General features: G+C 37.7%; 26 protein-coding genes. 23 read left to right on the forward strand and 3 right to left on the reverse strand.

Annotation, left to right across the window (positions count from 1 at the left end; translation table 11 throughout):
- Positions 1–60: 60 nt before the first annotated feature.
- The 14 genes from ABE613_RS06400 to ABE613_RS06465 all read left to right on the forward strand — a co-directional run bounded on the left by ABE613_RS06400 (position 61) and on the right by ABE613_RS06465 (position 14,238).
- The gene (locus ABE613_RS06400; RefSeq protein ID WP_243133595.1) at positions 61–1,017 is read left to right on the forward strand and encodes a DUF5688 family protein; all 957 of its coding nucleotides are present in this window, start codon (positions 61–63) and stop codon (positions 1,015–1,017) included.
- Positions 1,014–1,349, forward strand: a complete 336-nt coding sequence (locus tag ABE613_RS06405) for a plasmid mobilization protein (RefSeq protein ID WP_154322980.1) — start codon at positions 1,014–1,016, stop codon at positions 1,347–1,349. The genes ABE613_RS06400 and ABE613_RS06405 overlap by 4 nt, the downstream gene beginning before the upstream one ends.
- Positions 1,350–1,351: 2 nt before the next feature.
- Positions 1,352–2,809, forward strand: a complete 1,458-nt coding sequence (locus ABE613_RS06410) for a relaxase/mobilization nuclease domain-containing protein (RefSeq protein ID WP_154322979.1) — start codon at positions 1,352–1,354, stop codon at positions 2,807–2,809.
- Positions 2,784–3,638 carry a PcfB family protein gene (locus ABE613_RS06415; protein ID WP_154322978.1) on the forward strand — a complete coding sequence of 285 codons (855 nt, stop codon included), beginning with the start codon at positions 2,784–2,786 and terminating at the stop codon, positions 3,636–3,638. The genes ABE613_RS06410 and ABE613_RS06415 overlap by 26 nt, the downstream gene beginning before the upstream one ends.
- A 6-nt stretch (positions 3,639–3,644) precedes the next feature.
- Positions 3,645–4,562: a hypothetical protein gene (locus ABE613_RS06420; RefSeq protein ID WP_154322977.1), complete on the forward strand. Its 918-nt coding sequence runs from the start codon at positions 3,645–3,647 to the stop codon at positions 4,560–4,562.
- Positions 4,559–4,762, forward strand: a complete 204-nt coding sequence (locus ABE613_RS06425; RefSeq protein WP_154322976.1) for a hypothetical protein — start codon at positions 4,559–4,561, stop codon at positions 4,760–4,762. The genes ABE613_RS06420 and ABE613_RS06425 overlap by 4 nt, the downstream gene beginning before the upstream one ends.
- Positions 4,749–6,554: a VirD4-like conjugal transfer protein, CD1115 family gene (locus ABE613_RS06430; protein WP_154322975.1), complete on the forward strand. Its 1,806-nt coding sequence runs from the start codon at positions 4,749–4,751 to the stop codon at positions 6,552–6,554. The genes ABE613_RS06425 and ABE613_RS06430 overlap by 14 nt, the downstream gene beginning before the upstream one ends.
- A 65-nt stretch (positions 6,555–6,619) precedes the next feature.
- Positions 6,620–6,919 (forward strand): glutamyl-tRNA amidotransferase, encoded by a 300-nt coding sequence (locus ABE613_RS06435; protein WP_416390461.1) that lies wholly within the window; start codon positions 6,620–6,622, stop codon positions 6,917–6,919.
- Positions 6,920–7,000: 81 nt separating this feature from the next.
- Positions 7,001–7,837: a VirB6/TrbL-like conjugal transfer protein, CD1112 family gene (locus ABE613_RS06440; protein ID WP_154322973.1), complete on the forward strand. Its 837-nt coding sequence runs from the start codon at positions 7,001–7,003 to the stop codon at positions 7,835–7,837.
- Between the two features lie 16 nt (positions 7,838–7,853).
- The gene (locus tag ABE613_RS06445; RefSeq protein ID WP_154322972.1) at positions 7,854–8,219 is read left to right on the forward strand and encodes a PrgI family protein; all 366 of its coding nucleotides are present in this window, start codon (positions 7,854–7,856) and stop codon (positions 8,217–8,219) included.
- Complete coding sequence (locus ABE613_RS06450) at positions 8,212–10,551, forward strand: VirB4-like conjugal transfer ATPase, CD1110 family (RefSeq protein ID WP_154322971.1); 2,340 nt, start codon at positions 8,212–8,214, stop codon at positions 10,549–10,551. The genes ABE613_RS06445 and ABE613_RS06450 overlap by 8 nt, the downstream gene beginning before the upstream one ends.
- Before the next feature lie 35 nt (positions 10,552–10,586).
- Positions 10,587–12,125, forward strand: coding sequence for a lysozyme family protein (locus ABE613_RS06455; RefSeq protein WP_347375990.1), 1,539 nt, complete (start codon positions 10,587–10,589; stop codon positions 12,123–12,125).
- Positions 12,126–12,247: 122 nt separating this feature from the next.
- Positions 12,248–13,162 carry a tyrosine-type recombinase/integrase gene (locus ABE613_RS06460; RefSeq protein ID WP_154322970.1) on the forward strand — a complete coding sequence of 305 codons (915 nt, stop codon included), beginning with the start codon at positions 12,248–12,250 and terminating at the stop codon, positions 13,160–13,162.
- 233 nt (positions 13,163–13,395) lie between these two features.
- Entirely contained in the window at positions 13,396–14,238 is an 843-nt protein-coding gene (locus ABE613_RS06465; RefSeq protein WP_154322969.1) for a spermine/spermidine synthase domain-containing protein, read from the forward strand.
- Here the strand turns inward: ABE613_RS06465 and ABE613_RS06470 are convergent.
- Positions 14,228–15,088, reverse strand: a complete 861-nt coding sequence (locus tag ABE613_RS06470) for a hypothetical protein (protein WP_154322968.1) — start codon at positions 15,086–15,088, stop codon at positions 14,228–14,230. The genes ABE613_RS06465 and ABE613_RS06470 overlap by 11 nt on opposite strands.
- Before the next feature lie 234 nt (positions 15,089–15,322).
- Between ABE613_RS06470 and ABE613_RS06475 the strand changes: the two genes are divergently transcribed.
- The 4 genes from ABE613_RS06475 (at position 15,323) to ABE613_RS06490 (ending at position 19,252) form a co-directional block, all read left to right on the forward strand.
- Complete coding sequence (locus ABE613_RS06475) at positions 15,323–15,574, forward strand: SIR2 family protein (RefSeq protein ID WP_347375981.1); 252 nt, start codon at positions 15,323–15,325, stop codon at positions 15,572–15,574.
- 152 nt (positions 15,575–15,726) lie between these two features.
- On the forward strand, positions 15,727–17,265 hold the full coding sequence (gene istA, locus ABE613_RS06480) for an IS21 family transposase (RefSeq protein WP_347375982.1): 1,539 nt from the start codon (positions 15,727–15,729) through the stop codon (positions 17,263–17,265).
- 6 nt (positions 17,266–17,271) lie between these two features.
- On the forward strand, positions 17,272–18,048 hold the full coding sequence (istB, locus tag ABE613_RS06485; protein WP_154581594.1) for an IS21-like element helper ATPase IstB: 777 nt from the start codon (positions 17,272–17,274) through the stop codon (positions 18,046–18,048).
- Between the two features lie 94 nt (positions 18,049–18,142).
- On the forward strand, positions 18,143–19,252 hold the full coding sequence (locus ABE613_RS06490) for an SIR2 family protein (protein ID WP_347375983.1): 1,110 nt from the start codon (positions 18,143–18,145) through the stop codon (positions 19,250–19,252).
- Here ABE613_RS06490 and ABE613_RS06495 read toward each other — a convergent pair.
- Together ABE613_RS06495 and ABE613_RS06500 are read right to left on the reverse strand one after the other, a co-directional pair.
- A complete protein-coding gene (locus ABE613_RS06495; RefSeq protein WP_154567923.1) occupies positions 19,242–19,964 on the reverse strand; it encodes a toll/interleukin-1 receptor domain-containing protein in 723 nt (240 codons plus the stop codon). The genes ABE613_RS06490 and ABE613_RS06495 overlap by 11 nt on opposite strands.
- 624 nt (positions 19,965–20,588) lie before the next feature.
- Positions 20,589–20,912 (reverse strand): helix-turn-helix domain-containing protein, encoded by a 324-nt coding sequence (locus ABE613_RS06500; protein WP_347375984.1) that lies wholly within the window; start codon positions 20,910–20,912, stop codon positions 20,589–20,591.
- Between the two features lie 128 nt (positions 20,913–21,040).
- On the opposite strand from ABE613_RS06500, the gene ABE613_RS06505 reads away from it, so the two are divergent.
- From ABE613_RS06505 to lanM, 5 genes are all read left to right on the forward strand, one after another.
- Positions 21,041–21,604, forward strand: coding sequence for a hypothetical protein (locus ABE613_RS06505; protein ID WP_154322963.1), 564 nt, complete (start codon positions 21,041–21,043; stop codon positions 21,602–21,604).
- Entirely contained in the window at positions 21,601–22,311 is a 711-nt protein-coding gene (locus ABE613_RS06510; RefSeq protein ID WP_154322962.1) for a LytR/AlgR family response regulator transcription factor, read from the forward strand. Before ABE613_RS06505 ends, ABE613_RS06510 begins: the two co-directional genes overlap by 4 nt.
- The gene (locus ABE613_RS06515; protein WP_154322961.1) at positions 22,308–23,633 is read left to right on the forward strand and encodes a sensor histidine kinase; all 1,326 of its coding nucleotides are present in this window, start codon (positions 22,308–22,310) and stop codon (positions 23,631–23,633) included. Before ABE613_RS06510 ends, ABE613_RS06515 begins: the two co-directional genes overlap by 4 nt.
- 23 nt (positions 23,634–23,656) lie before the next feature.
- Positions 23,657–23,809 carry a hypothetical protein gene (locus ABE613_RS06520; protein WP_154322960.1) on the forward strand — a complete coding sequence of 51 codons (153 nt, stop codon included), beginning with the start codon at positions 23,657–23,659 and terminating at the stop codon, positions 23,807–23,809.
- A gap of 80 nt (positions 23,810–23,889) precedes the next feature.
- Positions 23,890–26,706 (forward strand): type 2 lanthipeptide synthetase LanM, encoded by a 2,817-nt coding sequence (lanM, locus tag ABE613_RS06525; RefSeq protein WP_347375985.1) that lies wholly within the window; start codon positions 23,890–23,892, stop codon positions 26,704–26,706.
- Positions 26,707–26,731: the final 25 nt, after the last annotated feature.

The raw sequence follows: 26,731 nt of genomic DNA on the forward strand, positions 1-26,731 counted from the left end.
AAAGGATGGTGAAATATCATCAGATAAAGGAGAAGCAAAAGAAGAAGAGAGGTGGTCAGCTTGGGAACAAATAAAGTATTTGCGGAAGGCATCGTGCAGAATATTAAAGAATATCTTCCAGACGAATTTCAGGATGTGGAATGTACTGTAGTAGAAAGTCAAAAAAATAATGGAACCATTATGACCGGAGTCAACTTTGGTATGCCAGACAAAAGTATTAGTTCGACTATTTATACAGATCCATTTTATGATGAAATCAGACATGGCAAATCTATAGAAACGGTTATGAAAGAAATAGCAGATTTCTTTTTGAAAGTCAATGAAAGACATAATATTGTAGACAAGGTTGATTTTCTGGAATATGAAACAGTGAAACATTATATTGAGCCGGTATTGGTCAATCAAAAAGCAAATCAAAGAATGTTGTACCGAATGCCTTATAAGAGGGTGCAAGATCTGGCAGTGATTTATAAAATCGTATTTCCCTATGATGTGGGCAGAGCAAGCATGAATATTACAAATGAAATGATAAAGGCGTGGAAGATACCTTTGCCGGAAATTCATAAGGTAGCATTTGAAAATGGTGTGCGGAGGCATCCGGCGGTTTTACAGAGCATGGAAACAGTGATTCAGGGGATTCAATTTAATAAGACACCAACAGAAAATTTAATGAACGAAAATGAAAAAATGGATTATGATGAATTATTTGTTCTGTCCAATTCGGATCAGACAAACGGTGCTACGGTATTGATTTACCCGGATATATTAAAAAGGATAGATGAAAAATTTGATGGGGGATGTTATATTTTGCCGTCATCTGTGCATGAGTGCATTGTTGTTCCGAAAAATTTAGGAATGACTCCGAAAGAATTAGGAAAACTGGTGAGAGAAGTAAATGCCTCTGAAGTAGCCAGAGAGGAAGTGCTGTCAGACCGGGTGTATGAATATGACCGGGTAAGAAACTGTCTTAGTCAGGTGGAGGCATCCATAGAAAAAGAAAGGAATATGGAGCGATGAGAAAAAGAAATATACCGATTTTATTTCGGCTCAACAAGAAAGAAGCAGAGAGCCTTGATAAAAAAGTGAGAAAAAGTGGATTGAACCGCGAGGCGTATTTGCGTCAGGTCATCAACGGTGTGGTTCCAAGGGACGCACCACCGCCGGATTATTACTCCATGATGCGGGAACTGAATAAGATTGGAAACAATTTAAATCAGATTGCACAGAAAGCACATACTCTGAATGTGATTGATGTACAGCGTTACGATCAGAATATGCGAGCGTTTGAAAAGACGGTAGCGAAAATTACAGAGGCGGTCATTCTTCCAGAGAAAGTGGAAGGGCAGTAAAGATGGCAACTACTTCAATCTGGAGTGTCAAAGGATGGCTTGGAAAAGTTGTTGTCTATGTGGAAAATCCGGAAAAGACAGAAAATCCTGATTTTGTGGAAACACCGGATATGTCAGAACAAGACACACAGGGACTGACAGATGTTATTGCGTATGCGGTAAATGAAGAAAAGACCAGACGTAAGAACAAATCAGGGGAAGGTGACAGTATTGATAATGAATCTGAAATAATTATGCAGCAGTATGTTTCTGGTATCAACTGTACACCGACTACTGCACGTAGTGAGATGATGGCAGTCAAAAAAAGGTATGGAAAAGACGAAGGTATTATGGCATTTCATGGATACCAGTCTTTTGCACCGGGGGAATGTACTCCGGCGATGGCACATGAGATAGGCGTGAAGCTGGCAGAAGAATTATGGGGAGAGCGTTTTCAAGTGCTTGTGGCAACACATTTGGACAAAGCACACCATCTTCATAATCATTTTGTGGTTAATTCTGTTTCGTTTGCTGACGGACGCAGATATCACCGTACCAATCAGGATTATCGGGATATGCGGAATGTGTCCGACAAGCTGTGCGGGGAGTATAGATTGTCCGTTATCGAAAATCCAAAAGCAGGAAAGGCAAAGCATTATGGAGAATGGAGAGCGGAGCAGGAGGGCAGACCGACTTACCGGGGATTGATTAAAGCTGATGTGGATGAAGCAATCGAGATGGCAAGAACAGAAAAACAGTTTTTTCATTACCTGAAGGAAAAGGGCTATTCCTTTAAGTTTGGAAAAGATATTACTATTTGTCCGCAAGGCAGAGAAAGAGGAGTAAAGCTTGCCCGTAACTTCGGAGAGAATTATACTCTTGAGGCTATTCGCCAGAGATTATTGGAACAGTCCAATGAAAAGTCAGCAATACAAAGAATGGAACATGAACCACAGAAAAAAACGTATGTGGTTCGGATGTATGGAACGTTGCCAGTCAGACGAAAAATCGGAGGACTGCGGGGATTATATTTTCACTATTGTTATCTGTTGGGGATATTTCCAAAGAACAGACCGCCCGTTAATCCAAAGCAGCTCCATTTTTTATTGCGGGAAGATTTAAGAAAATTAGATACGATTTCAAAAGAGACAAGGCTTCTCTGCCGTTATCACATTGATACAGCAGAGGAGCTTTTTTCGTTGAAAGAAAGGTTGCAGGGGCAGATGACACAGCTTGCGGACACAAGAAAACATTTGCGATACCAAAGCCGCAGTATTAAGGATGAAGATAAGCTGTCTGGAATTAAGGCAGAGATTTCATCTTTGACGGAGCAGATTGGTACGCTCAGAAAGGAGGTGATGCTCTGTGACGGAATCGCTGCACGTTCCGGTGTAATGAAAGAAAAATTACAGATTGTGCGGCAGGAAAATAATCAGAAGAAGGAGGATAAAAGCCATGAACACATCAGGCGAAGCCGCTGATCAGGTGGTGAGGATGTCATTAGAGGTAGGAGAAGCTGCATTAAAGATATCCGGTGCCGGGGCAAAACAGCTTGCTGTACTTTTGTATGCTGTCTTGAAAGAACAGAAAAAGACAAGAGGAAGGGCAAGGCTGGAAACTCTTGTACGGTCAGGGAAACCGCTGACAGTGTTTTCCGTAAAGGAAAGTGATCTGAAGAAATTTGTGCAGGAGGCAAAACGCTATGGAATCCTATACTGTGCAGTGCGTAATCCTAAAGGGAGCAGTGACGGTATGGTGGATATTATGGTGAAAGAAGAGGATGCGCCACGTATCAATCGAATTGTGGAACGTTTTCAGTTTGCATCAGTTAGTGAAGCAGCAAAAATTAAAACGGAAATTCAAAAAGCAAGAGAAGAAAAAAATCATCTGTCCAAAGAAAAAACAAAGGAGAATGTCACGAAAGACGGGAAGCCTGTGCCAGAGAAAGACAGACCGGATAAATCACAAGAGGATAAACTTATGGAAGAATTATTGGGTGATCCGGTAAGGAAAGAGAAAAAGCAGCAAAACCCCTCTTTGGCAGAGACAGAGAAATCCCATCAGTCCGAGCCTACATCAGAGAAGCACAGAATAACCGCCGAGGGTACTTCTAAGTTTTATACGACTGGCACACCGAAAAAATATTCTGTACGTGAAGAATTAAAAGAAATTCAGGCAACGAGGAAGAAAGAAGCGGAGAAAACGAGACAAGATATTGTTTCAAAAGGAGTAAAGCCCAAGAACCAGAGGCAGATACAACACAAACAGCCACAGATAAGAAAAAAGACGAGAAAAGTGAAAGAGAGGTAGTTATATATGGAGAATAATTTTGATGCAATGTTAAATGTTGCGGCAGTACCGCAGGATGATCAAACAGCAGCCTTTGTTGCGGAAAGTAAAAATAATCGGAATTTTTGTTATGAGAGATCGGCACAGATTACAGAGGCAGTGGCTGCGGACAGTCAACTGTTTCAAAAGTATCTGGATGTGCAGAGTCGGTTTGACCATTACACAGCCAACAATGCCTTGTTGATTCTTGCACAGAATCCAGAGGCACAGAAACTGGGCGATTGTGGATATTGGAGAGGACAGGGCGGTTATGTTAAGAGGAAGGAAATGAAGAATCCGGTCTTAATTATGGAGCCGGGAAAAGAGTACGAAAGAGAAGATGGAAGTATTGGAACATATTACAATGCAAAGAAACTTTATGATATTTCCCAGACAACAGTCAGGGCGAAGCAGGAACCACAGACAAATATGGATGAAAGACTGCTAATCAGAGCGTTAATCAGCAATCCTCCAGTTAATATTGTTGGTGCAGAGCCGGACCAGATGCCGGAAGATAAAGGTGCATTGTTTGAACCGGAAGAAGGTTGTATTTATGTGAGAAAAGGAATGGATGCACAACAGATTTTCCGTAGTCTGACACCGGAACTTGCCTTCGCCGGATTCGCAGAGGGAAATAAGAATTATGACCGTAATGAAGACTCTTTTTATGCGTATTGTGCGTCCTATATGCTCTGTAAGAAATATGGTATTGATACGCAGGGATTTAATTTCCATGATGTACCAGAATTTTTGGCAGGTATGGAACCGCAGGAAGTCAGAGCAGAACTTTCTAAAGCACGTGATGCGGCATATGCCATTTCTTCCCGTATGGCAAAGGTGTTAAACCAGAACCGTATACAGAATAACCGTCAACAGTCACAGCAGCACCGGGAGGAAGCAAGATGAGTGAGGAAAAGAAAACGCTTGAGCTTGATAAGTATGAGTGTGGTGTGATTTTCCATTCTCTCAAAGATAAGAGAAATGCCATGCTGAAAGAAAATAAGCCGACAGATGCAGTGGATGATGTGCTGATGAAAGTTATAGAGCTAATCGAGGAACCACAGGGGAAGGAAAGAAGAGGACATTGGCGTCATGAAGAGCGGTGAGAAAAAGACAGAGCGGATACTGGCGGTGTTAGGGATACTTCCGGTTATATGGATTGCTCTGCTTATCGCACCATATGTAAAAGGAGGTCTGCCGGAAATCATGCAGCAATTCACGCAGGCAATCAATGAACCATTCCATATTGTGATATGTGAGGACAGCGTAAAAACTGTCCTTATTTTTCTGTCTTCATATGGTATGGGAATTGGTATTTATTTTTCCACACGCAGAAATTACCGGAAAGGAGAGGAACATGGTTCTGCAAAATGGGGCGAAGCACAGGAAGTTAATAAAAGATACGCAGATAAGGACTTTTCTGCCAATAAGATAATGACCATGCATGTGCGGATTAGTTATAATATGCGGAAACATATGCGAAATGTACTGACTATTATCATAGGTGGTGCAGGTTCCGGTAAGACAAGATTTTATGCGAAACCGAACCTGATGCAGGCAAATACATCCTTTGTAGTGTTAGATCCTAAAGGGGAAAATTTAAGAGACACCGGACATCTTCTGGAAGAAAAAGGTTACGAAGTCCGGGTGTTGGATCTGATCTGCATGGGAAAAAGTCATTGCTATAATCCGTTTGTGTATTTGAAAGATGATAATGATGTGCAGAGACTTGTGACAAACTTATTTAAGGCAACGACACCGAAAGGCAGCCAGAGCAATGATCCTTTTTGGGATACGGCTGCATCTATGCTGTTGCTTGCTATTATCTTTTTCTTAAAATATGAAGCTCCTGAAGAGGAACAGAATTTCCCGATGGTTATGGAACTTTTGCGGGCAGGAGATGTAAGAGAGGAGAATGACGAGTATCAGTCACCGCTGGATGAACTATTTGAACGTCTGGAAATGCGGGAGCCGGAACACATTGCTGTAAAATATTATAAGGATTACCATTCCGGCAGTGCGAAAACATTGAAATCCATACAGATTACGCTGGCAGCAAGGCTGGAAAAATTTAATTTATCGAGCCTCGCTGCATTGACAGCTACAGATGAATTGAATCTGCCATCATTGGGAGAAAGGAAAGTAGCTTTATTTGCGTTGATACCGGATAACGATACCAGTTATAATTTTCTGATATCTATCTTATACACACAGTTATTTCAGCAGTTATTTTATCTTGCAGACCATAAATATGGAGGCAGGCTTCCTGTGCATGTGCATTTTCTGATGGATGAGTTTGCGAACGTTTCCCTGCCGGATGATTTTGACAAGATACTGTCTGTCATGCGGTCGAGGGAAGTCAGCGTGTCCATTATCTTGCAAAATATGGCACAGCTAAAGGCATTGTTTGAAAAACAATGGGAAAGTATTGTGGGAAACTGTGATGAATTTCTGTATCTTGGCGGTAACGAGCAGGGAACACATAAGTATGTGAGTGAGCTGCTTGGAAAAGCGACCATTGACATGAATACTTATGGAAAGTCTACCGGGCATTCTGGAAACTATTCTACGAATTATCAGATATCGGGGCGTGAGCTTTTGACGCCGGATGAAGTGCGTATGCTGGATAACCGCTATGCGCTTCTTTTTATCCGGGGAGAACGTCCGGTGATGGATGAAAAATATGATATTTTAAAGCATCCAAATGTAGCACTGACTACGGATGGAAATGGAAAGCCATACCGCCATGGTGAAGTATCTCAGGCGGTAGCGGAAATAACACTTGCCGATAGTCTGGAAGGCGAGGTAATTCCTGAACAGACAGAAATAGATTCATTTGAACTTTTATCTGAAGAAGACTTAGAAATGTTATATAAAAACAAGGAGGACGCAGATTAATGAGCGTATTGAGAATAAATAAAACATTGCAAAAAGACAGAAAAGAGAGTGTGGGAAAATATCCGATGGGAAGGAGAATGAAACAAGGATTTTTATTGTATGTTACGGCGGTTTTTGTGATGACTATAGGAACAGTGACAGTATTTGCCGCAGATGATCCGCTGACAGTTATTAATAATCTGTCTACTTTTATCTTCGGATTGATTCGTGCTATTGGAATGATTTTGTTGGGATTTGGTATTGTGCAGGTAGGATTATCTTTGAAATCCCATGATCCGAGCCAGAGGGCAAATGGTTTTCTGACTCTTGCCGGAGGCGTTATTATTACGTTCGCAAAAGAGATTTTGACGATGATTGCCGGATAGAGAAGTATAGGAAACTTTAGAAAATGAAAGGGCGGGCAGAAGAGAGCTGTCCGTCCGGAATAAAGGCAGGAGGTGTAAAAAGTGTCAGATAACTGGGTTGTCCAGAATTTACAAAATGCATTGAACACATGGAACGAAAAACTGGCGGAGATATGGATGATTATCACACAGTCCCCGGAGACATTTAAGGGAGGCGGAATATGGAGCGTCATTGTCAGTATTCATGGTGCGCTGCAGGCAATCGGCTATGCGCTTTTGGTATTATTTTTTGTAGTCGGTGTGGTAAAGACCTGCGGTAGTTTTACAGAGGTAAAAAAGCCGGAACATGCTGTGAAGCTGTTTATAAGATTTGCCCTTGCAAAGGGTGCCATTACTTATGGATTGGAATTGATGATGGCGCTCTTTAAAATTGTACAGGGGATCATCAGTACGATTATGAACGCTGCCGGATTCGGGAATGCATTGCAGACGATGCTTCCGTTAAAGATTATAGATGCAGTGGATGACTGCGGATTTTTTGAGAGGATTCCTTTGTGGGCAGTTACACTGATTGGCGGTCTTTTTGTAACGGTATTGAGCTTTATTATGATTATGAGTGTGTATGGAAGATTTTTTCGCTTGTACTTATATACTGCCATTGCCCCGGTCCCGCTGTCGGCGTTTGCAGGAGAACCGTCACAAAGTATAGGAATAAGTTTTCTAAAATCTTATGCGGCAGTCTGTCTGGAGGGAGCGATTATTGTACTTGCGTGTATTATATTTTCTGTGTTTACAACATCGCCGCCAGTGGTTGATCCGGATGCAGCAGTAGTTACAATGGTATGGAAGTATATCGGAGAGCTGATCTTCAATATGCTTGTATTGGTCGGTGCAGTTAAGATGTCAGACCGGGTAGTACGGGAAATGATGGGATTATAGGAGGTAGAAGAAAGAGTTGGAAGTAAAAATTAACCGGGAAATCCGGAATTATACGGAAAGTATTTTTTTTGGACTGTCTTTGCGGCAGTTCTTTTTTTCGGTATTAGCCTGCGGTGTTGCTGTCGGGCTGTATTTTTTATTGCGCCCATATATGGGAATGGAAAGCACAAGCTGGATGTGCGTGCTTGGTGCGGCGCCTTTCGCAGGGATGGGATTCTTCCGATATCATGGGATGAATGCCGAACAATTTGCGTGGGCATGGATCAAATCGGAAATCCTGATGCCTAAAAAATTGGTATTTCAGGCGGAAAATATTTATTACGAAGCATTGAAGCCATGTATTGAAAAGAAAAAGAAAGAGGCGGTGAAAGAGCATGATTAAAACATTGAATAATATTTTTAAGCAGGACAAGGAACGATTTGTGATTCCCCGTAGTGTACAGCAGGCAATTCCGATCCAGGCGATCTGGAAAGATGGGATTTTTAAAGTCGGGAAAAATAAGTTTTCCTGTACCTTCAAATTTGTGGATATTAATTATCAGGTAGCAAGTAAAGAAGATAAAGAAGCAATGTTTTTAGAGTACAGTGAGCTTCTTAATTCTTTTGACAGTGGAGTTACTTTCAAAATTACCATTAACAGCCGACGACTGAATCAGCAGGACTTTGAAAATGCTATTTTGATCCCTATGCAGGAAGACGGACTGAATCCGTATCGGGAAGAATATAACAATATGCTTATGGATAAGGCAACCGGAGCTAATCGTATGGTATTGGAAAAATATGTGACAGTGTCAGCGTATAAAAAAACAGTAGAAGAAGCGAGAACTTATTTTAATCGTGTTGGAGTGGAACTTGCAGCACATTTTTCAAGACTTGGATCGAAAAGCGTGAGTCTGGATGCAACTGATAAACTTCGTATACTGCATGATTTTTACCGGACTGGTGAAGAGACTTCATTTCGATTTGATCTATCAGAAACCATGAGAAAGGGACATAGTTTTAAAGATTTTATTTGCCCGGACAGCTTTGAATTTGAAAAGGATTATTTTCGCATGGGAGACCGTTTCGGGCGTGTGATATTTCTGCGGGAATATGCGTCTTACATCAAGGATGATATGATTGCGGAAATGACAGATATCAGCCGTAATCTTATGATGAGTATTGATATCATACCAGTGCCTACAGATGAAGCAGTGCGAGAGGTTGAAAGCCGTCTGTTGGGAGTAGAAACAAATATCACGAACTGGCAGCGGAGGCAGAACGCTAATCAGAATTATTCTGCTGTAGTTCCGTATGACATGGAGCAGCAGAGAAAAGAAAGCAAAGAGTTTATGGATGATCTGACTACTCGTGACCAGAGGATGATGTTCGGGGTCGTAACACTGGTGCATACAGCAGATACGAAGAAGCAGTTGGATACGGATACAGAGACACTGCTTGCACTTGGAACAAAGCATATGTGTCAGTTTTCTGTTTTGAAATATCAGCAGATGGACGGATTAAATTCAGCATTACCTATTGGACACCGGAAAATTAATGCAGTCCGTACACTAACCACAGAGAGCCTTGCAGTGTTAATGCCGTTCCGGGTACAGGAAATCATGGATGAAGGAGGAATTTACTGTGGAGAAAATGCAATCTCTCATAACCTGATTCTATGTAATAAGGCAAAACTGTTAAACCCGAACTCATTTCTGCTTGGTGTGCCGGGCAGTGGAAAGTCTTTCAGTGCAAAAATGCTGATTGTATTTCTTGCTCTTGCAACGGGTGATGATATTCTGATTTGTGATCCAGAGCGTGAATACGCTTCGCTTATTGAGGCAATGGGTGGTGAAGTTATCCGTATTGCGGCAGGCAGTCGTGATCATATCAATGCCATGGACATGGTAGAAGGATATGGAGATGGAGGAAACCCGGTGAGTGATAAGTCAGAGTTTGTTTTATCACTATTTGAACAGTTGGAAAAAAATGGTGTCAGTGCGAAAGAAAAATCCCTGATCGACCGTTGTACCGGAAATGTATATGAATCCTATCAGAATGGAGGCAGAGTGCCGACCTTATGTGTGCTGCGTGAGGAACTGTTAAAACAGCCAGAGAAAGAAGCAAAAGATCTCGCTCTTGCATTGGAACTGTTTACAAGTGGAAGCCTTGATGCGTTTGCTCATGAGAGCAATGTGGATGTGAATAACCGCATGGTGGTTTATGACATCATGGACTTGGGGAAACAGTTGAAAACAATGGGGCTTTTAGTGATCACTGATGCTATGTTAAATCGTGTGACGGAGAACTGGAAGAAGGGAAAGCGTACGCATATTTTTCTGGATGAGTTCCATGTTGTTTTTGAAAACGAGTATTCCGGAGCTTTTTTTAACTCTGCATGGCGTCGCTTTCGTAAGAGAAATGCATTCCCGAACGCTATCACACAGAATGTAGAGTATTTGTTAGATTCTGTGCTTGCAAGTACCATGTTGTCAAACAGTGAGTATATCGTTATGTTGAATCAGGCAGCGTCTGACCGTCAGAAGTTAGCAGAGCTATTGAATATATCTAACGAGCAGATGAGCTATATCACAAATGCAGATGCAGGATGTGGTCTGATTAAGTACGGGAGTTCCCTTGTGCCATTCGTAAATAAATTTCCGAGAAATACAAGCCTTTATAAACTGATGACCACAAAACCGGGAGAGGATAGTGCAAACCGGAATAGGCAGTAATCCCGGAAAAGGAACGATAGGAGAATCGAAAGATGATGGGAAAGAAAATCAAAACCCGACAAGTCCATAAGGATATAAAAATGTTGGATAAGGTGGTCATAAGTACGGAACATATGAAACGTACTTATGTACGCACCAAAGACAGTGCAGAGCGGACGCCGGAATCTCAGAATGAGACTCCGGCGGAGTACGCAGAGAAAAAACTATCCCATTCTGCGGATATTGCTGTTCATGAAACCGCACATCAGGTTAGAAAACAAGGCAGAAAGATGGCGAATACAGTAAAAGAAATATTCAAAACAACCACTGGAAAGGGTACGATTAAGTCTACTGCTTATTCCATCAAGACAGCAGAACATACAGCACGTATGACCATTAAAACGACACAAAAATCTGAAAAGGCAGCACAGACAGCAGCCTCAACTTCTATAAAAATGACAAAAAAGGCGGCGGTAGCAGCAAAACAGGCAGTAAGAGCAACAGAGCAGACTGCAAGAACTGTGGCGCATGCAACAATTACATCAGTAAAAGCAATCATAGTGGCAACGAAGGCTATGATTGCAGCGATTGTTGCAGGAGGATGGATTGCGGTTCTCGTCCTGATCATTGTAATATTGTTTGGCGGGATTCTCTGTATAACCGGAGGAGATAATTCCAGTACGGTAAATCCGGTCAGTGCCGAAGTAGAGGCATATGAGCCTGTTATCCGTCAATATGCGAATCAGTATGGTATAGCGGAATATGTAGAGCTGATTAAAGCAGTAATGATGCAGGAAAGCGGTGGAAGGGGTTCAGATCCAATGCAGAGTTCAGAAGGCGGTTTTAATACCAGATATCCAAGAAAACCCAATGGTATTACTGATCCGGATTATTCGATTCGATGTGGAGTGCAGGAACTAAAAGCAGCGCTTGCCAGTGCAGAAGTGGAAAGTCCGATTGATATGGAACATATTAAACTTGCACTACAGGGCTATAACTTTGGAAATAGTTATATCTCATGGGCGAAGCGTAATTATGGTGGCTATACCATAGCTAATGCGGCGGAGTTCTCGGATATGAAAGCAGCAGAACTGGGGTGGAAGAGCTATGGGGACAAGCAATATGTACCACATGTTCTCAGGTATTATTCTTTGGGGAGAATACCGACAGGTATGGGAAGTCAGGCAATCGTTCAAATTGCACTTGCACAAGAAGGAAACCGGGGAGATGTCTATTGGAGTTGGTACGGATTTCACAGCAGAGTGGAATGGTGTGCCTGCTTTGTATCATGGTGTGCTGATCAGTGTGGGTATATTGAAAGCGGGGCAATGCCCAAGTTTTCTCTTTGTTCGGCAGGTGTAGATTGGTTCGAGCGGAAAGGGCAGTTTCGAGATGCAAGTTATGTGCCAGCACCGGGAGATATTATATTTTTTGATTGGGGAAATGATGGGAGTATCAATCATGTAGGTATTGTGGAGAGTGTGACTGGAGGAAAAGTAAATACTATAGAAGGGAATAGTGGGGATAAATGTGCAAGACGCAGTTATTCCATTGGAAACAGTAGTATTTACGGATATGGGATTCCGGTGTATTAAAAATATCCGCCTGCGATTGCAGCAGGCGGATGTTTCCAGTTCTAAAGAAGATTCTAATCAATCAACCTATTCTAAGGAAAGGACATGTTATACTGTCAAAAAATGCTGTTAGGAGGATTGAAATGAAACTAAAAGAGATGTTACAAGACTATTTAGAATATTGTCAATATCGTAAAGAGCTGGATAACAAAACTGTGAAGGCATATAGGATTGATTTACGACAATACTTTGAGTTTGTTGGTGAATGTGATCTGGATAAGAACTGGATTGAACGGTACATTACGAATCTGCACAAAAACTTTCGCCAGAAAACCGTAAAACGTAAAATAGCCAGTGTAAAAGCATTTTACAACTTCTTGGAAGATGAAGAGCTTATACAGGAAAATCCCTTTAGAAAAATTAAAGTTAAGTTCAAGGAGACAAGTGAACTTCCAAAGATAATACCACGTGAGGAAATTGAACAATTGTTACAGAGCATGTATACAGATTTGAAAATCCGAAAGAAAAAGGAAAAGAGTATATTAAGGGATATTGCAGTGGTTGAGACACTTTTTGCAACTGGAGCCAGAGTCAGTGAAATATCGAATATAAAAAAAGAAAATATTAATTTAAATACTGGCGTAATCCGCATTATGGGAAAGGGTGGTAAAGAGAGATATATCTTGATCGGCGAGAGGTCAGTTCTCGAACTTTTAAAAAGATACTATGAGCAGAATTATGAAAATATAAAACAAAGTGGGTATTTTTTTGTTAATCGGGATGGAGAAAGGTTTTCAGAACAATCCATAAGATTAATGATAAAGCGTTATGCTAAGAATGCCGGAATAGAGAGAAACATCACGCCACATATGTTTCGTCATTCGTTTGCAACTTACCTGATTGAAGAGGGCGTGGATATTAGCTGTGTACAGCGTATACTTGGACATAGCTCTATTAAGACAACTCAGATTTATATTCATGTGGCATCTAAAAAGCAGGCAGAGATCCTGCGGGATATGCATCCAAGACAATATATGAAAGTTGGGTTGGTAGCATAGAAAGTCATATATGAATAAGGAAAAACAAGTCAGCAGAGTTGGTGGCTTTTTTTGGCATACAACGAAAGCTGAATCCTACAGAAAGAGTGAAAGAAATACTGTAAAAACATTCTGTGAAATGGAAAAAACTGGGGAAATGTGTTATAATATGTAACATCAATGATAAGGTTTGGTGGATAATATATAATTATCCGTGAGTTAAACAGATTTTTTTCGAATAGCAAGGAGATTTTATGGATTTTTATGAAAAAGAACCGGTAAGTTTATATTTAAATGATTTGGTACTCTTAGAAGAAATAACAACAAAACAACAGCATATTATTATTTACAAGCATCCATTTTTAGGAATAGTTTTGGTTATTAACGGAGAAATACAGCATATAGAAAAATATCAATGTCCTTATCATGAGCTTTTAGTACATTTACCTGCAAGTTTCATTAAAACTCCTAAGGAAGCACTAATTCTTGGAGGTGGTTCGTTATTTGCTGCTTATGAAGTTCTTAAATACCCTTCTATTGAAAGGGTAACTTTATGTGATCATGATGCTCATGTACTGGAATTAATGGATAAATATTATGTTCATGCAAGAACTGTAAGAAAAGATTCTCGATTCCATTTTATAGAAAGTGATGGTATAGAATTCATTAACCAGTGTTATCATAAATATGATCTGATCATAAATGACTGCTTCAACTTATTAAAAATCAGTATGCATAATCGTTTTCCAATATATTACAAATTGAAACAACTTTTAACTCCTTCTGGCTTGTGTTCCGATATCATTTATAGGCATATATTCGATGGAGATATTACAAGCGCTTCGATAAAAGAAATAAAAAAGTACAGTAACGTAGCACTTTCATTGGTGACAGTTCCTGAATATCCAGGTATTTTGCATATAGAGACAATTTGGGGAAACAATCCGAATCTATCTCAAACTCGCCATAAAGTAATAAATGAATACCAAAAAATAATTATAAAAGGCGAAAAGAATCCATTTAAATTCTTTTCGCCAGCAAATTTGCCCTTCTATTTGTACATACCGCCATATATTAAAAATAAAATTATAGAATAAAATTATTTGTAAAGCTCATAGAGGGCGACGGAGCTTTAATTGCATCATAGAATACTTTTACTTTTTCCCATGAAGAAGAATTAACAATATTGCTAACGCAAGTGTTAAGCTCATCTTTATTACTAAAATATCCGTATTGCACTAAATATGGTTCCGTGACATCGGATGTAGCAGCCCAAGGTGATCCGAGTAGAGAGCAAATATTGTCACGCTCTTTACGATACAATTTTATTGAATTTATTTTTAGATATGGAATATCTTTATATTGATCTGTATTTAAAGATATTCCTACTTTTTGAAACATTCCTTGAGCCACAAATCCATGCTGAGAAGGACACCTTGATAATGTAGCCGTTACCCTTGCGTGAATGCCATAAAATGATTCTGAGAAAAAATCAGGAATATGCTTTAACAAGTATGAAGTCGAAATAACGCCTAAGATTCCTTCTCCAATGTAACCATATCTATTATATAATCCAACTAATGTTTCGCCATTTAGTGAGCCAGTACGAATAGTCTCATCTGAGCCAGCATAAAACTCTAAATTGCGAAACTCTTTCGAATTAATTTCTCCATCAAAACTATAAAGCGTATTCCAACGTACAGCATTTTGATACGGATCTCTTGGAAAAAGTTGCACATATGGAGATAGCAAACCATCAAATGCAATGGTATCTCCAAAGTTCACATTTTTGCAGTGAATTCCACGTTGCCACAAATCAAATGCCCCATCAAAAGAATTATCTTTATAAATACCATTTTTCAATTTATCAAATGAATATCCTGCAATTGCACCTACAAAAGTCTGCGCAGCAGCTTCGAGTAATGACTGACCTATTATTTCTAACATCGTATTCTTACCGTCTTTTCTTAAATTTTAATCTTATGGATAATTATATATTATCTTGTAAAACTTAAAGGGAAAGCAAAATATGCGTCACTTTTTAAAGAGTTATGTGTCTTTATATATAGATGGAAAAATTTGATGAGATTTGATATAATACATATAGTCAATGATAAGGTTTGAAGGATAATCTAGAGTTATCCGTTATTGTTAAATGTACTATTAGACGGAGGATGTATTATGTTTTCTGAAAAAAATTTTGTTGATAAAGTGGCAATGGCAATAAATAATAATGAAATAGCTCTGTTTGTAGCAGCTGGATTATCTTCAAGTACAGGATTACCCAGTTGGAATGATTTGTTAAAACCTTGTGCTGATGAATTAGGGCTTACTATTAACAAAGACAGTGATTTATATATGATTGCACAATACTATGAGAACGAATATGGAAAAATCGAATTAGTACATAAGTTTGAAAAAACAATTGAATAATCCGGGGGCCGTGTCCCTGCTGTCCGGACTTAGGAAACCGCAAATCCGTTTTTAAGGAAACCACCATTCCGTTGGTGGAAACCTTTATCATAAATTCTTAAAATGTAACTATGCACCCTGTGGTGTAAATACATTTTAAGGAGGTCATGACTATGACCAAATATCGAGAGATTCTCAGGCTCAAAAGCTTGAATCTCAGTCAACAAAACATTGCCGACAGTTGCAATGTTTCAAAAAAGACAGTCAATCGTGTGTTAAAGCGTGCCGCGGAATTAGATATTTCCTGGCCGCTCGGTGAAAATGACACCGATGCTGTCCTTGCAGAAAAGTTCTTCCCTTCTGCAAAACAAGTCACATCCCACAAGCGTATGCCTGACTACGACTACATCCGCAAGGAGCTACTTCGTAACGGAGTAAGTAAAAAGCTCCTGTGGACTGAATACATGGAGGATTGCCGTGCCAATGGCGAAGAACCACTCATGTATTCACAGTTCTGCTACCACATCCAACAGGATGAGCAAAAACATCGTGCTACCATGCATATCAACCGGAAACCTGGTGAACAGGTTGAAGTTGATTGGGCAGGTGATCCTGCAACAATCATTGATCCTGATACCGGAGAAATCATCAAAGCCTACATATTTGTTGGCGTAATGACTTACAGCCAGTATGCATATGTGGAAGCATTTCTGGATATGAAGCAGAAATCATGGATTAATGCTCATGTCCATATGTACGAGTACTTTGGCGGTGTTGCTAAGATTCTCGTACCGGATAACTGCAAGACTGCAGTTGTTCACAATGGTGGATGGAGAGACCAGCAGATTAATGAAACTTATCAGGAACTGGCTGAACATTATGGTACAGCTATTATTCCGGCTCGTGTCAGAGCTCCCAAGGATAAGCCGAATGCTGAAGGAACAGTAGGAAATATCTCTACCTGGATAACAGCAGCACTTCGGGATGAACAGTTCTTCTCCCTTGCCGAATTAAATCGTGCAATCAGAGACAAGCTCGAACTGTTCAACCAAAGGCTCTTTCAAAAGAAAGAGGGTAGTCGGCGAATCTTATTTCTTGAGGAAGAAAAACCATTGCTGGCACCATTACCTGCTACCCGTTTTGAACTGAGTGACTGGAAAACAGCCACCGTCCAGTTCAATTATCACATATCTGTGGACAGAATGCTATACTCAGTTCCTTATGAATACATCAAAAAGAAAGTTGATGTGAAGGTAACAGATACCACTATTGAAATTTTCTACAACCATAACCGCATTGCTTCTCATCGTCGTCTGAAAGGACGCCCTGGGCAGTACAGCACTATCACGGAACATATGCCGGAAGATCACCAGAGATATCTGGAATGGAACGGCGACCGGTTCCGCAAATGGGCTGAGCGGATTGGCATAAATACGTACACTGTGGTCAATGCAATACTGACCTCCAAAAGCGTGGAACAACAGACCTACCGAAGTTGTATGGGACTTCTAAAGCTTGCTGAGAAATACTCAGATGCATTGCTTGAAGCAGCCTGTAAAAAGGCTTTATCCTATACCTCCTCGCCCAGTTACAAGAGTATTAAAAACATCCTTGTAACAGGTTCTGTAAAACCGGAATCAGAAACAACTGAATCCAAGACCACACATAAAGCACATGGCATCACAAGAGGTGCCGATTACTATCGGAGGTAAACACATATGACAAATCAGAGTACAATAGATAAATTAATTGAAATGCGCCTTACTACCATGGCAGATGCATTTCGTAACCAACTGGATGATCCTAAATTTAAAGAAGTACCCTTTGAGGACCGTTTTGGTATGCTGGTGGACATCGAATACAGCAATCGTAAAAATAATCGTCAAAAACGACTGATCCGTAATGCCGGATTTGACCAGCCGGAAGCAAATATCATGGATATCAACTACACTTCCGGTCGCAAACTTAACAAGGCTCTTATTAACCGACTTGCAACTTGTGAGTATATATCTGAACACCGGAACCTTTTTATTACCGGTGCTACAGGCTGTGGTAAGACTTACATGGCCTGTGCCTTTGGCATGGAGGCATGCAAGCGGTATTACAACACCAAGTATGTCCGACTTCCGGATCTGCTCATTGATCTGGAAATCGCAAGGACAGAAGGTAACTATCGAAAGGTCATGGCTAAATACGCTAACCCACTGGTTCTCATTCTTGATGAATGGCTTCTTCTAAAACCAACGGAAGCCGAGCAGAAGGATATCTTTGAACTCCTTCATCGAAGACGCAAGAAATCATCTACGATTTTCTGCTCTCAGTATGAATTCGAAGAATGGTATGATCAGCTTGGTGGTGATGACAGTCCTCTTGCAGATGCAATCATTGACCGTATTGCCCATGACAGTTATCGAATAAATATCACAAGCATTGATGCAGAACATGATCGGTCAATGCGAGAGGTATACGGCTTAGATAAAGCATTACGCGAGTAAACTCGCATAAGCGGTTCCCGCAAGTCCGGACAGACGGTTTCCCGTCTGCCGGATTTGCGGTGTTACCGCACAGGAATATTCAACAATAAACTGTTTGAGTGCGAACAGCGGTTATTTAAATGCAATATTAGATCTTGGATTTCGTGAAATATGGACTACAAACTATGATACAATCATTGAAGATAACTTAAAACAGAGAAATATTATTCCGAAAGTAATTCATAATGATAATGATTTAAATAGTTTTACTGATGGAGGTGTTCACATTTTTAAAATGAACGGTGATATTACCAATCCGCAAGAAATGATTATGAGTAAGTCTGATTTAGAACAATATTCACTTTCGCACCAACTCATGTTAACATGCTTCAAAAGAGAGTTGATTTCTAAATCATTCATTTTTTTAGGATATAGTTTTACAGATTCTCTTGTTCTCAATGCACTTTCATCAATCAAAGCTTGTTTGTCCGATGCTTGTAATATACATTATACAATAATCAAAAATGAAAATTCGGATTATTTTAAGTATTTTATTCGGGATCTTTGGAAAAGATATAATATTAAAACGTTGCTTGTGGACGATTATCAGGATATCTCTAAAATTATATATTCTATCAGTGAAAAGACAAAAGAGAGAAAAGTTTTTATTTCAGGTTCTTTTGATTCACTTCCATATAATGAAGATGTTTTCGCAGATGCTATGTGTAATTCATTAGTAAATGCCCTTTATAATAATAATTTTATTATTTCAACTGGGATGGGGCGCAAAGTGGGAAACTATCTTGCTGGACATGCTTTTCAGTATTTGTCTAAAAGAGATGTGTACGATATTGAAAAAAAACTTTTAATGCGTCCATTCTTTGAAAAAATGGATATGCATGAGAAGACTAATCATAGATATAAAATGATCGAAGAATGTAAGCATGCTATTTTTATTTTTGGCAAAAGCCCTTCAAAAATAGATGAAAAAATTGATTCGAAAGGAGTATTTGAAGAATATAAAATAGCAAAATCCTTAAAGAAAAATATTATTGCAATTCCTGCAACAGGATATGCCGCAGAAAAAATTTTTGCTGAACAAAAAAAGAATATTGTAGAATATCCTTATTTAGAAATGTACCTTACTGCTTTGGAAAAAGAAAAAAATCCTGAAAAAATCTCTAAAATTGTAATAGAGATATTAAAAGATTGTGTTAGTGATTAGTTTTATTATATTCATTCAAAAGTATTATTAGTATTGTCTCTACTATTAATATTTCTTTGTGTGGAAAGGCAATATTTAACTGAGTTAATTTACACATTCGGTCTAAGATACAACGATGCATATCAGAAATAATACTGCCTTTAAAGTTGAGATATAGATATATCATATATAAAATGGTAAAACGTGCATTGAAATTGTCTTTATCTGTTTGTCTATATGTATATAATGCACTTGAAATGTACTTATCGGGATATGCAATAAATTTACTGAGATTTCTCACGCTATATCCATTTAATTCATCTTTAATGATTTTGTATACAATTTGATTACAAGTAGATAACGTACCTGATTCATTAGATAATTCATTATAAATCAAAAATGTTAACCAATTATATTTTTCCGGAAGTTCACAGGCCTTGACTTTATAAAATATAGGAAAAACTTGTATTGTTCCTTTTTCATAACGCGTTTTTATTTCATTTAATTCGTCATTACCACATGGGCAGTTAAACATGTTTGGTGAAATGATAACTACTGCATAATTACATGTATCAAGTCCTAAATCAAAATTTCCTCTAATACGATTGTCCCCTAAAGTTAATTCGTGATAATCATACCATATTGGCATATGGTATTTTTTCAAATGATATAGAACAGAATTAACAATTGTATATCTATCCCCACTTGAAAAACACAAAAAGATTTTCTTCATTTACATTCTCCTCATATAAGTAATTTAAATATTTCTTTATTTTCGATTGCCAATCACCATTGTTTAAATAAATCATATAACGGATAACTCTAGATTATCTGCCATGTTTAAATGATTTTGGATTTGAAGGGTTAACATATAGAAGGATTTCATAGGAAGACTGTGAATACTCTAGTAACTATAGTCGATTTATAGTATTGTTTCCTGCAATGAGTAGAAGAAATCTGGGAATGTCAAAAGCGTATATAGAATTTAACAGTCAGGGAGTAGAGTAACTATGTCGAATAATTGTTCTTAATTATTATCCGTTATGGGAGATTAGGAAGAAATGCCTCAAGAATGGCTTTTGCTATCTAAATTGATCATTTTGAATTGAGAAATGATAGAAATACCAACGATGATAGAGAGGGGGTATGGAATATTAAAATAAAAAGATTCGCTTTTCGCGTCACTTTTTGTTGATTAATGTGTCTTTATATATAAAAGGGTTATAGTATTAGCCACTTAAAAAATACATGCACTCTATGAATGGAGAGAAGAGTGCATGTATAAATAAAAAACTCATGTCCTAAAAACATATCAGTTATGTCCAAAAAGATGCAAAAAATAATATGCGTGTTATAATTAAGAAAGACGAGAGGAAAGAAATTCTAATACATCCAGAATCTCTGCTTGCTTTTCAGGAGAAAACTTTTGGATGTTGATTTCTATTTTTTTGGAAATTGGAATGTTGTCATCTTTAGCATAGGTAAATACATCGCGGAGAACTTCCTGACGTGTAACCTGAAGTGCATCTGCAATCTCACAAACGAAGTCCAAAGTGAGACTAGATGATCCATTTTCGATACGGCTCATGAAACTAGAAGAAATATGAAGTGTTTCAGCAAGTTTGGCTTGTGTAATGCCTTGAGATTTTCGTATTGTTTTGATTCGTTCTCCTGTTTTCATGATGAATCGTTCTCCTTTCGATAAATATATTGTACCAATAGTGATAGAAAAAATGAATTTACATATACGCAACATATTTACATATGGTAAATATAACTGTACTATAAAAGAAAAGGAGGTACAGTTGAATGTATAATGAAGTTGAAGTAAAGGCGATTTTAATTGCAGTACATAATATTGAAAATGTCGGGTTAAATAGTAAGAAAGTGCTGCTAAATAGTATCGAGTGGCTTAGATGCCAGTATGAGATTACGCAGGATGAATCTTTTTTAATAAAAGCTGTTTGGCATATCTATGCTTATTTGGAATTGGGGTATCCATACGAAAACGGTGAACTTGAATTTAACAGAGTTTTAAATTACTTACAGTTAGATATAAATGATGTATTTTCTAAAAAAGAATGGATATATAAAAAAGTAGCATTGAAAAAATCAAATATAAATCAAATATTAGGAAGATGGCATCCATATTTTCAATCTATGAAGATTGAAGCAGCAATTCTTGATATTATAGATAGGGTGGAAAACAAAAAAATAGGGAGTTTTACATACCATTGTGGAAAAATGCTGGAGCAGAAGGATGATAAAGCATTGTGGGAGAAAACGTTTGTCTTACGTGTTACAGAAGATGAGGCTGTCCTTCAAGATGTGAATAAGAGCAAATATTATACATTTGATGAGGTGTGCAGATGATTAAAATAGCAACAATTGAGGATGAAGAAAATATAAGACAAGAAATAGTTCGGTATATAAAAAAAGGGATCGGTAGTATCGAAGGAGTCGAAGTTGATGTATACGAATCAGCAGAGCGCTATTTGCTTGCTGGAGAAAGATATGATTTGGTTATTTCGGATATAGAACTTCCAGGAATCAGTGGTCTGGAATTAGGAAAAAGAATAAAAGGGAGCAATTCAGATGTGTACCTCGTATTTCTAACATCACATTCTGAGTTTGCGTCAGAGAGCTATATTATAGAAGCATATCAGTATATTTTAAAAAAGGATATAGAAGAGAGACTATCACCATTGGTTGAAAAAGCAGTTCGTGAAATAAAAAAAGGCTATGAAGAATATCGGTGGGTTGGCACTAGTCAAAATAAGATTAAGATAGCGTATAAAGATATTGTGTGCATCCAGAAGATTAAAGGTTCAAAGTATGCAGAGTATATTACGGAAAATGGAAAGTATATGGAACGATTATCCATGAATCAGATTCTTGAGCAAATACACAGCAATGCATTTGTAGTAGCTGATCGAGGTCATACGGTGAATGTAAATCATATTGTCAGAGTACGGGGAAATGTGATTCAGATGGATAACGGTGAAGAAATTACAGTTAGCCGGGTACAGAGTTCACAGGTGAAAGAAAAAATTACAGCGTATTGGAGATCATTAAGATGAATCAAATCATTCTTTCAGGAATACAGATTACAATATCTATATGGGAAATGTGGATGTGTTATGAAATTTTATACATGACGGTATTAGATAAAAAATACGCTAACAAAATGGAGACCATTATCCGATGGGCGAACATATTTGTTGTAGGAAGCTTGTTGGGAATTAATAGATTAATTACTTTTTTTTCCAGAACAATGCTTGGGCTTGTACTTATTTTAACTATCATGTGTATATATGGGATAAAGAGAAAGAAAGTAGTGTTAAGTGCAGGAATAGTATTTGTTTATTTTGAATTTATTGCAATTCTGGATTTTATTTTAGCATTTATAAGTATGGAGTTTATAAAAGAGCAATTTGAGCATGATATATATATATATGCTTTGACGTGGCAGAAAGTGCTTATATATTTTTTAACAAGAGGGATTATTCTATTAGGTATTGTGAATATAAAAAAAAGAGAAGATAGCATACGCAGTATGATAGAACAATGCTGTGGAATTATAGTTATAACAGGGGCTTTGCTATGTGCGGTACTTTTCAAATATCAGTTATGGTTAGATGAAATGGCAAATGGGAGTAAACCTATTCGGGGAATCAATGCAAGTGTGAATCTATCAGCTATAAGTTTACTTATTGTTCTAAGCGGTATGTTTATAATCAAATATCAGGTGGTGAAACAAGAAAAAACGACACTTATATTGAGAGATCAGTTATTGGAAGAAAGATATGCGGAGATGCTGAAAAGCCGACAAATGATTCATGACATGAAAAATCATTTACTAGTGCTTCGAAATATGGAGAGAGCAAATCAGTGGGATAAATTACACGATTATCTGGAAGAAATAAGCAAAGATATCCTTGATGATTCAACAAAGATTTGGACAGGAAATAATATGATGGATTTGATTTTAAATTCTAAAAAAAAGCAAGCAGATTCCGAAGGAATTGCTTTTAACATTGATAGCAACATGATTGAAGATATTCCGTTTAAGGATGGGGAGACGATTTCACTTTTGGGTAATCTGCTGGATAATGCAATAGAAGCCTGTGAGAGAATGAAATCTGCAGAAAAATGGGTAACTGTAAGAATTAACAGAAGGTATTGTTTGTTTTATATAGAGATAGAAAATAGTATTGAAGAACACCCAAAAGCGAATGGGCAGTTACTTGTTTCAACTAAGATGGACAAGAGAATACATGGATATGGATTGAAGAATGTGCATCAAATTGTGGACAAATATGATGGTACATATTCTTATCAGATTAAAGAAAACAGTTTTTTTACAAGTATTTCTTTTTTTGATAATGAGAATGTTTCATAAATAAAACGAAAGGGGGAAATACTATGGAACAAAAGGAAGAAATGAATTGTGGTGGCAATTTGTGTGAAGAAATGTTGGAGATGGACAAATTGCTAAGAGCAAGTGACAGTGAAGAGATGATGGGGGGTACACATACAATTGGGTGTGCAGCGCTTTTGACAATTTATTGTTGTTAACATGTAAAAAAACAGATGTGATAGTTATATTAGCGCATCTGTTTTTTTTATATCAATATTTCCAAAGGAGAGTAAATATTATGTATAAGCAGGAATCTTATTTATCTGAACATATACATGTGCAGAAAGGTGTTTTTTTTAAACCATTTTATAATGTATTAGTTGATTACGGAGTGAAAGAATTAAAGAGTATTTTGACAGATATGCGAGAGATATTTACAGAAAATATCTATGCGGATTTTGCACAGTATCTGGCGGAACAATTACAAGAAATTTGTATGAGAACATTAATTGTGGAAATGCATATATGTAAATCGGCAGGGAAACTGAAAGGAGAAAATAACAGAGAAGAATATGACTATTACTGTAATAAAATTGTAGGAAAAATGGTAAATATTAAGAAAATGTTTGGAAAGTATCCGGTATTGCGTCAATGTGTTGAAAAAAGAATTACATATAGCATTAACTTTTATAAAGAAATACTAGAACATTTTTCAAAACATAGAGCAGCAATTAGTGATCAGTTATGTGGAGCGAATAGTTCTTTAAAGATTGTCAGTATTGAAAGTAAGCATTCAGATGTGCATAGGGGAGGAAGGCATGTTGTTAAAGTGCGCTTAAATGATGGAAGTGGGATATTATATAAACCACACTCAATGGAAAATGAGCAGCAATTTGGTGAATTACTTCTCTGGATGAGTCGAGGATTAAAAATAGATCAATTGGATTATAAATTTTTATCTTATGAAGATCATAGCTGGTGTTCAATTGTGGAATATAAAAGCTGTAAAACTGAAGATGGGATAAAAAAGTACTATAAACGTATAGGTGTCCAATTATTTCTGGCATATTTTTTGGGAACACACGATTTGCATTGTGAAAATATCATTGCATCAGGAGAATATCCTGTACTTATTGATCTAGAAACCATAGTTAATGTCCAACCGTCAAAAGAAAGAATCACTGCTGATGCAGAAGTGAAGTATCAATTGGCTCATTCGGTTTTATTTACTGGTTTGTTGCCTATTTATACATGGAATAAAGATGGATATGGAATTGATAATAGTGGAATCAGCGGTGGCACTGGAAACTATTATCCTTTTAAAATACCGATTGTCTCTAAAGCAGAAACCTCAGATATGCATATTAGTTATGATTATCCAAAAGCAACAAAAAAACAAAATTTAGTTATGTTGCAGAATAGATTTCCAGCTCCAGTCAAATATGAAGAGAAATTTTTAGAAGGCTTCTCGTTGGCTTATCAGTATGTGTTGTGGCATAAGGAAGAATTTAAAAAGAAGATAGAAAAATTAAGTTTTTTAAAAAGTCGTATGCTGGTTGCAGATACCCAACGATATAGTATGATTTTGTCCAGTTCTTACCATCCGTCTTTGCTGATGGATGAAAATGAACGTGAAGCTTTCTTTATATCCATGTTAAAAGGAAGAAGTGAATCGGAAGATAGAATTGCAAAAGATGAGATGAATTGTCTTTCACATGGTGATATCCCGTACTATGAATATCATTTAAATGATAAAAAATTGTATTCGGGGATGGGCGATGAACTTGGAGAGTATTTTGAGGAAGCTCCTATTAATAGTTTGTTAAAGAAAATAGATGATTTAAATGAAGCTGATATGAAGAAACAGCAGCGATATATACAAACAGCATTAGAATTAATGCCAAGTTCGCGGGAAAAATATGAAAATGGAACGTATTATGTGGGTGAAAATTCGATATCATCATCCACCAAGGAGACTAAAAATAAATATAACAGGCAGATAGAGCATCTTATAGATCGTGTGGTAGAAGAGGCTGTCTGGAATCAAGAAAGAACAGAAGTAAATTGGTGTCAGACAAAGCTTTCTACAGAAAAACAGATGACATGGAATATAGGAGCTATGGGAATGTACTTATATAGTGGATTGTCAGGCATGTTACTCCTCTTTCATGAGTTAAAGCAGTTTTCATGTTCTGAAAAAGTTGAGAACATTTTTAATGCATTGCAGAAAATGCTTTTTAGATACTCGGAAGCAGGTACGAAATCCATTAATAACTTACAATCGGATGCAACGGGAGCATATGATGGGGAAAGCTCTATTGTGTATGTATATTTAATACTATATGAGAAAAGTAAGGATATTCGTTATCTGAATTATGCGGAACAACATGCACAGATTGTGGAAAAATTAATTGATCGGGATAAGCGGTATGATATGCTCTCAGGAAATGCCGGGGCAGCATATGTATTATTAAAATTGTACAAGCATACAGGTAATAGTCAGTACCTATATATAGCGGAACAAGCAATAGAAATATTGCAAAAAAATAGTGAAAAACAACAGAAAGGAATAGGATGGCGAATAGTAGATGATCTACCGCCAATGTCAGGAATGGCACATGGGAATGCAGGGATACTTATGCCGGTGGTTGAGCTGTGGAAAGAAACCGGAAAAAAGAAATACAAAGAAATGGCAGAAGAAATATGGCAATATGAAGAATCACTATATGATGTAAACATCCAGAACTGGTTAGATGTGAGATGTGGTAGTTCAGATGAAGAACAGATTGGAGCAGTGGCATGGTGCCATGGAGCAGGAGGCATATTGATTTCAAGAATATATTGTAATGCACTAGTGGATGATGAGATGTGGAAGAAGAGATTCGAAAAAGATATTTCCAGAGCATATGAAAAATTAAAAAGGTATTGGAAAAGAGACAGTTGGAGTTTGTGTCATGGTATTTGTGGTAATCTATGGATATTAAATCAAATAGATGAATTTACGGACATTAATATTAACGAATGTATAAAGCTGTTGCCACAAGAAATATTGAATCCGGGATTCATGAATGGATATGGAGGAATGATATATTATTATTTGATATATAGAGATTGAAAAAAGTCATGGTCAAAAAACACAC

Origin of the sequence: Dorea chungnamensis (assembly GCF_039832125.1) — a bacterium.
In the GTDB taxonomy this organism is placed as follows: Bacteria; Bacillota; Clostridia; order Lachnospirales; family Lachnospiraceae; genus JAFBIX01.

Excerpts from the sequence above, each read along its gene's own strand:
- ABE613_RS06405 (WP_154322980.1), top strand. The coding sequence starts at position 1,014 with ATGAGAAAAAGAAATATACCGATTTTATTTCGGCTCAACAAGAAAGAA.
- ABE613_RS06410 (WP_154322979.1), top strand. The coding sequence starts at position 1,352 with ATGGCAACTACTTCAATCTGGAGTGTCAAAGGATGGCTTGGAAAAGTT.
- ABE613_RS06415 (WP_154322978.1), top strand. The coding sequence starts at position 2,784 with ATGAACACATCAGGCGAAGCCGCTGATCAGGTGGTGAGGATGTCATTA.
- ABE613_RS06420 (WP_154322977.1), top strand. The coding sequence starts at position 3,645 with ATGGAGAATAATTTTGATGCAATGTTAAATGTTGCGGCAGTACCGCAG.
- ABE613_RS06425 (WP_154322976.1), top strand. The coding sequence starts at position 4,559 with ATGAGTGAGGAAAAGAAAACGCTTGAGCTTGATAAGTATGAGTGTGGT.
- ABE613_RS06430 (WP_154322975.1), top strand. The coding sequence starts at position 4,749 with ATGAAGAGCGGTGAGAAAAAGACAGAGCGGATACTGGCGGTGTTAGGG.
- ABE613_RS06435 (WP_416390461.1), top strand. The coding sequence starts at position 6,620 with ATGGGAAGGAGAATGAAACAAGGATTTTTATTGTATGTTACGGCGGTT.
- ABE613_RS06450 (WP_154322971.1), top strand. The coding sequence starts at position 8,212 with ATGATTAAAACATTGAATAATATTTTTAAGCAGGACAAGGAACGATTT.
- ABE613_RS06455 (WP_347375990.1), top strand. The coding sequence starts at position 10,587 with ATGGGAAAGAAAATCAAAACCCGACAAGTCCATAAGGATATAAAAATG.
- ABE613_RS06460 (WP_154322970.1), top strand. The coding sequence starts at position 12,248 with ATGAAACTAAAAGAGATGTTACAAGACTATTTAGAATATTGTCAATAT.
- ABE613_RS06465 (WP_154322969.1), top strand. The coding sequence starts at position 13,396 with ATGGATTTTTATGAAAAAGAACCGGTAAGTTTATATTTAAATGATTTG.
- ABE613_RS06470 (WP_154322968.1), bottom strand. The coding sequence starts at position 15,088 with ATGTTAGAAATAATAGGTCAGTCATTACTCGAAGCTGCTGCGCAGACT.
- ABE613_RS06475 (WP_347375981.1), top strand. The coding sequence starts at position 15,323 with ATGTTTTCTGAAAAAAATTTTGTTGATAAAGTGGCAATGGCAATAAAT.
- istA (WP_347375982.1), top strand. The coding sequence starts at position 15,727 with ATGACCAAATATCGAGAGATTCTCAGGCTCAAAAGCTTGAATCTCAGT.
- istB (WP_154581594.1), top strand. The coding sequence starts at position 17,272 with ATGACAAATCAGAGTACAATAGATAAATTAATTGAAATGCGCCTTACT.
- ABE613_RS06495 (WP_154567923.1), bottom strand. The coding sequence starts at position 19,964 with ATGAAGAAAATCTTTTTGTGTTTTTCAAGTGGGGATAGATATACAATT.
- ABE613_RS06500 (WP_347375984.1), bottom strand. The coding sequence starts at position 20,912 with ATGAAAACAGGAGAACGAATCAAAACAATACGAAAATCTCAAGGCATT.
- ABE613_RS06505 (WP_154322963.1), top strand. The coding sequence starts at position 21,041 with ATGTATAATGAAGTTGAAGTAAAGGCGATTTTAATTGCAGTACATAAT.
- ABE613_RS06510 (WP_154322962.1), top strand. The coding sequence starts at position 21,601 with ATGATTAAAATAGCAACAATTGAGGATGAAGAAAATATAAGACAAGAA.
- ABE613_RS06515 (WP_154322961.1), top strand. The coding sequence starts at position 22,308 with ATGAATCAAATCATTCTTTCAGGAATACAGATTACAATATCTATATGG.
- ABE613_RS06520 (WP_154322960.1), top strand. The coding sequence starts at position 23,657 with ATGGAACAAAAGGAAGAAATGAATTGTGGTGGCAATTTGTGTGAAGAA.
- lanM (WP_347375985.1), top strand. The coding sequence starts at position 23,890 with ATGTATAAGCAGGAATCTTATTTATCTGAACATATACATGTGCAGAAA.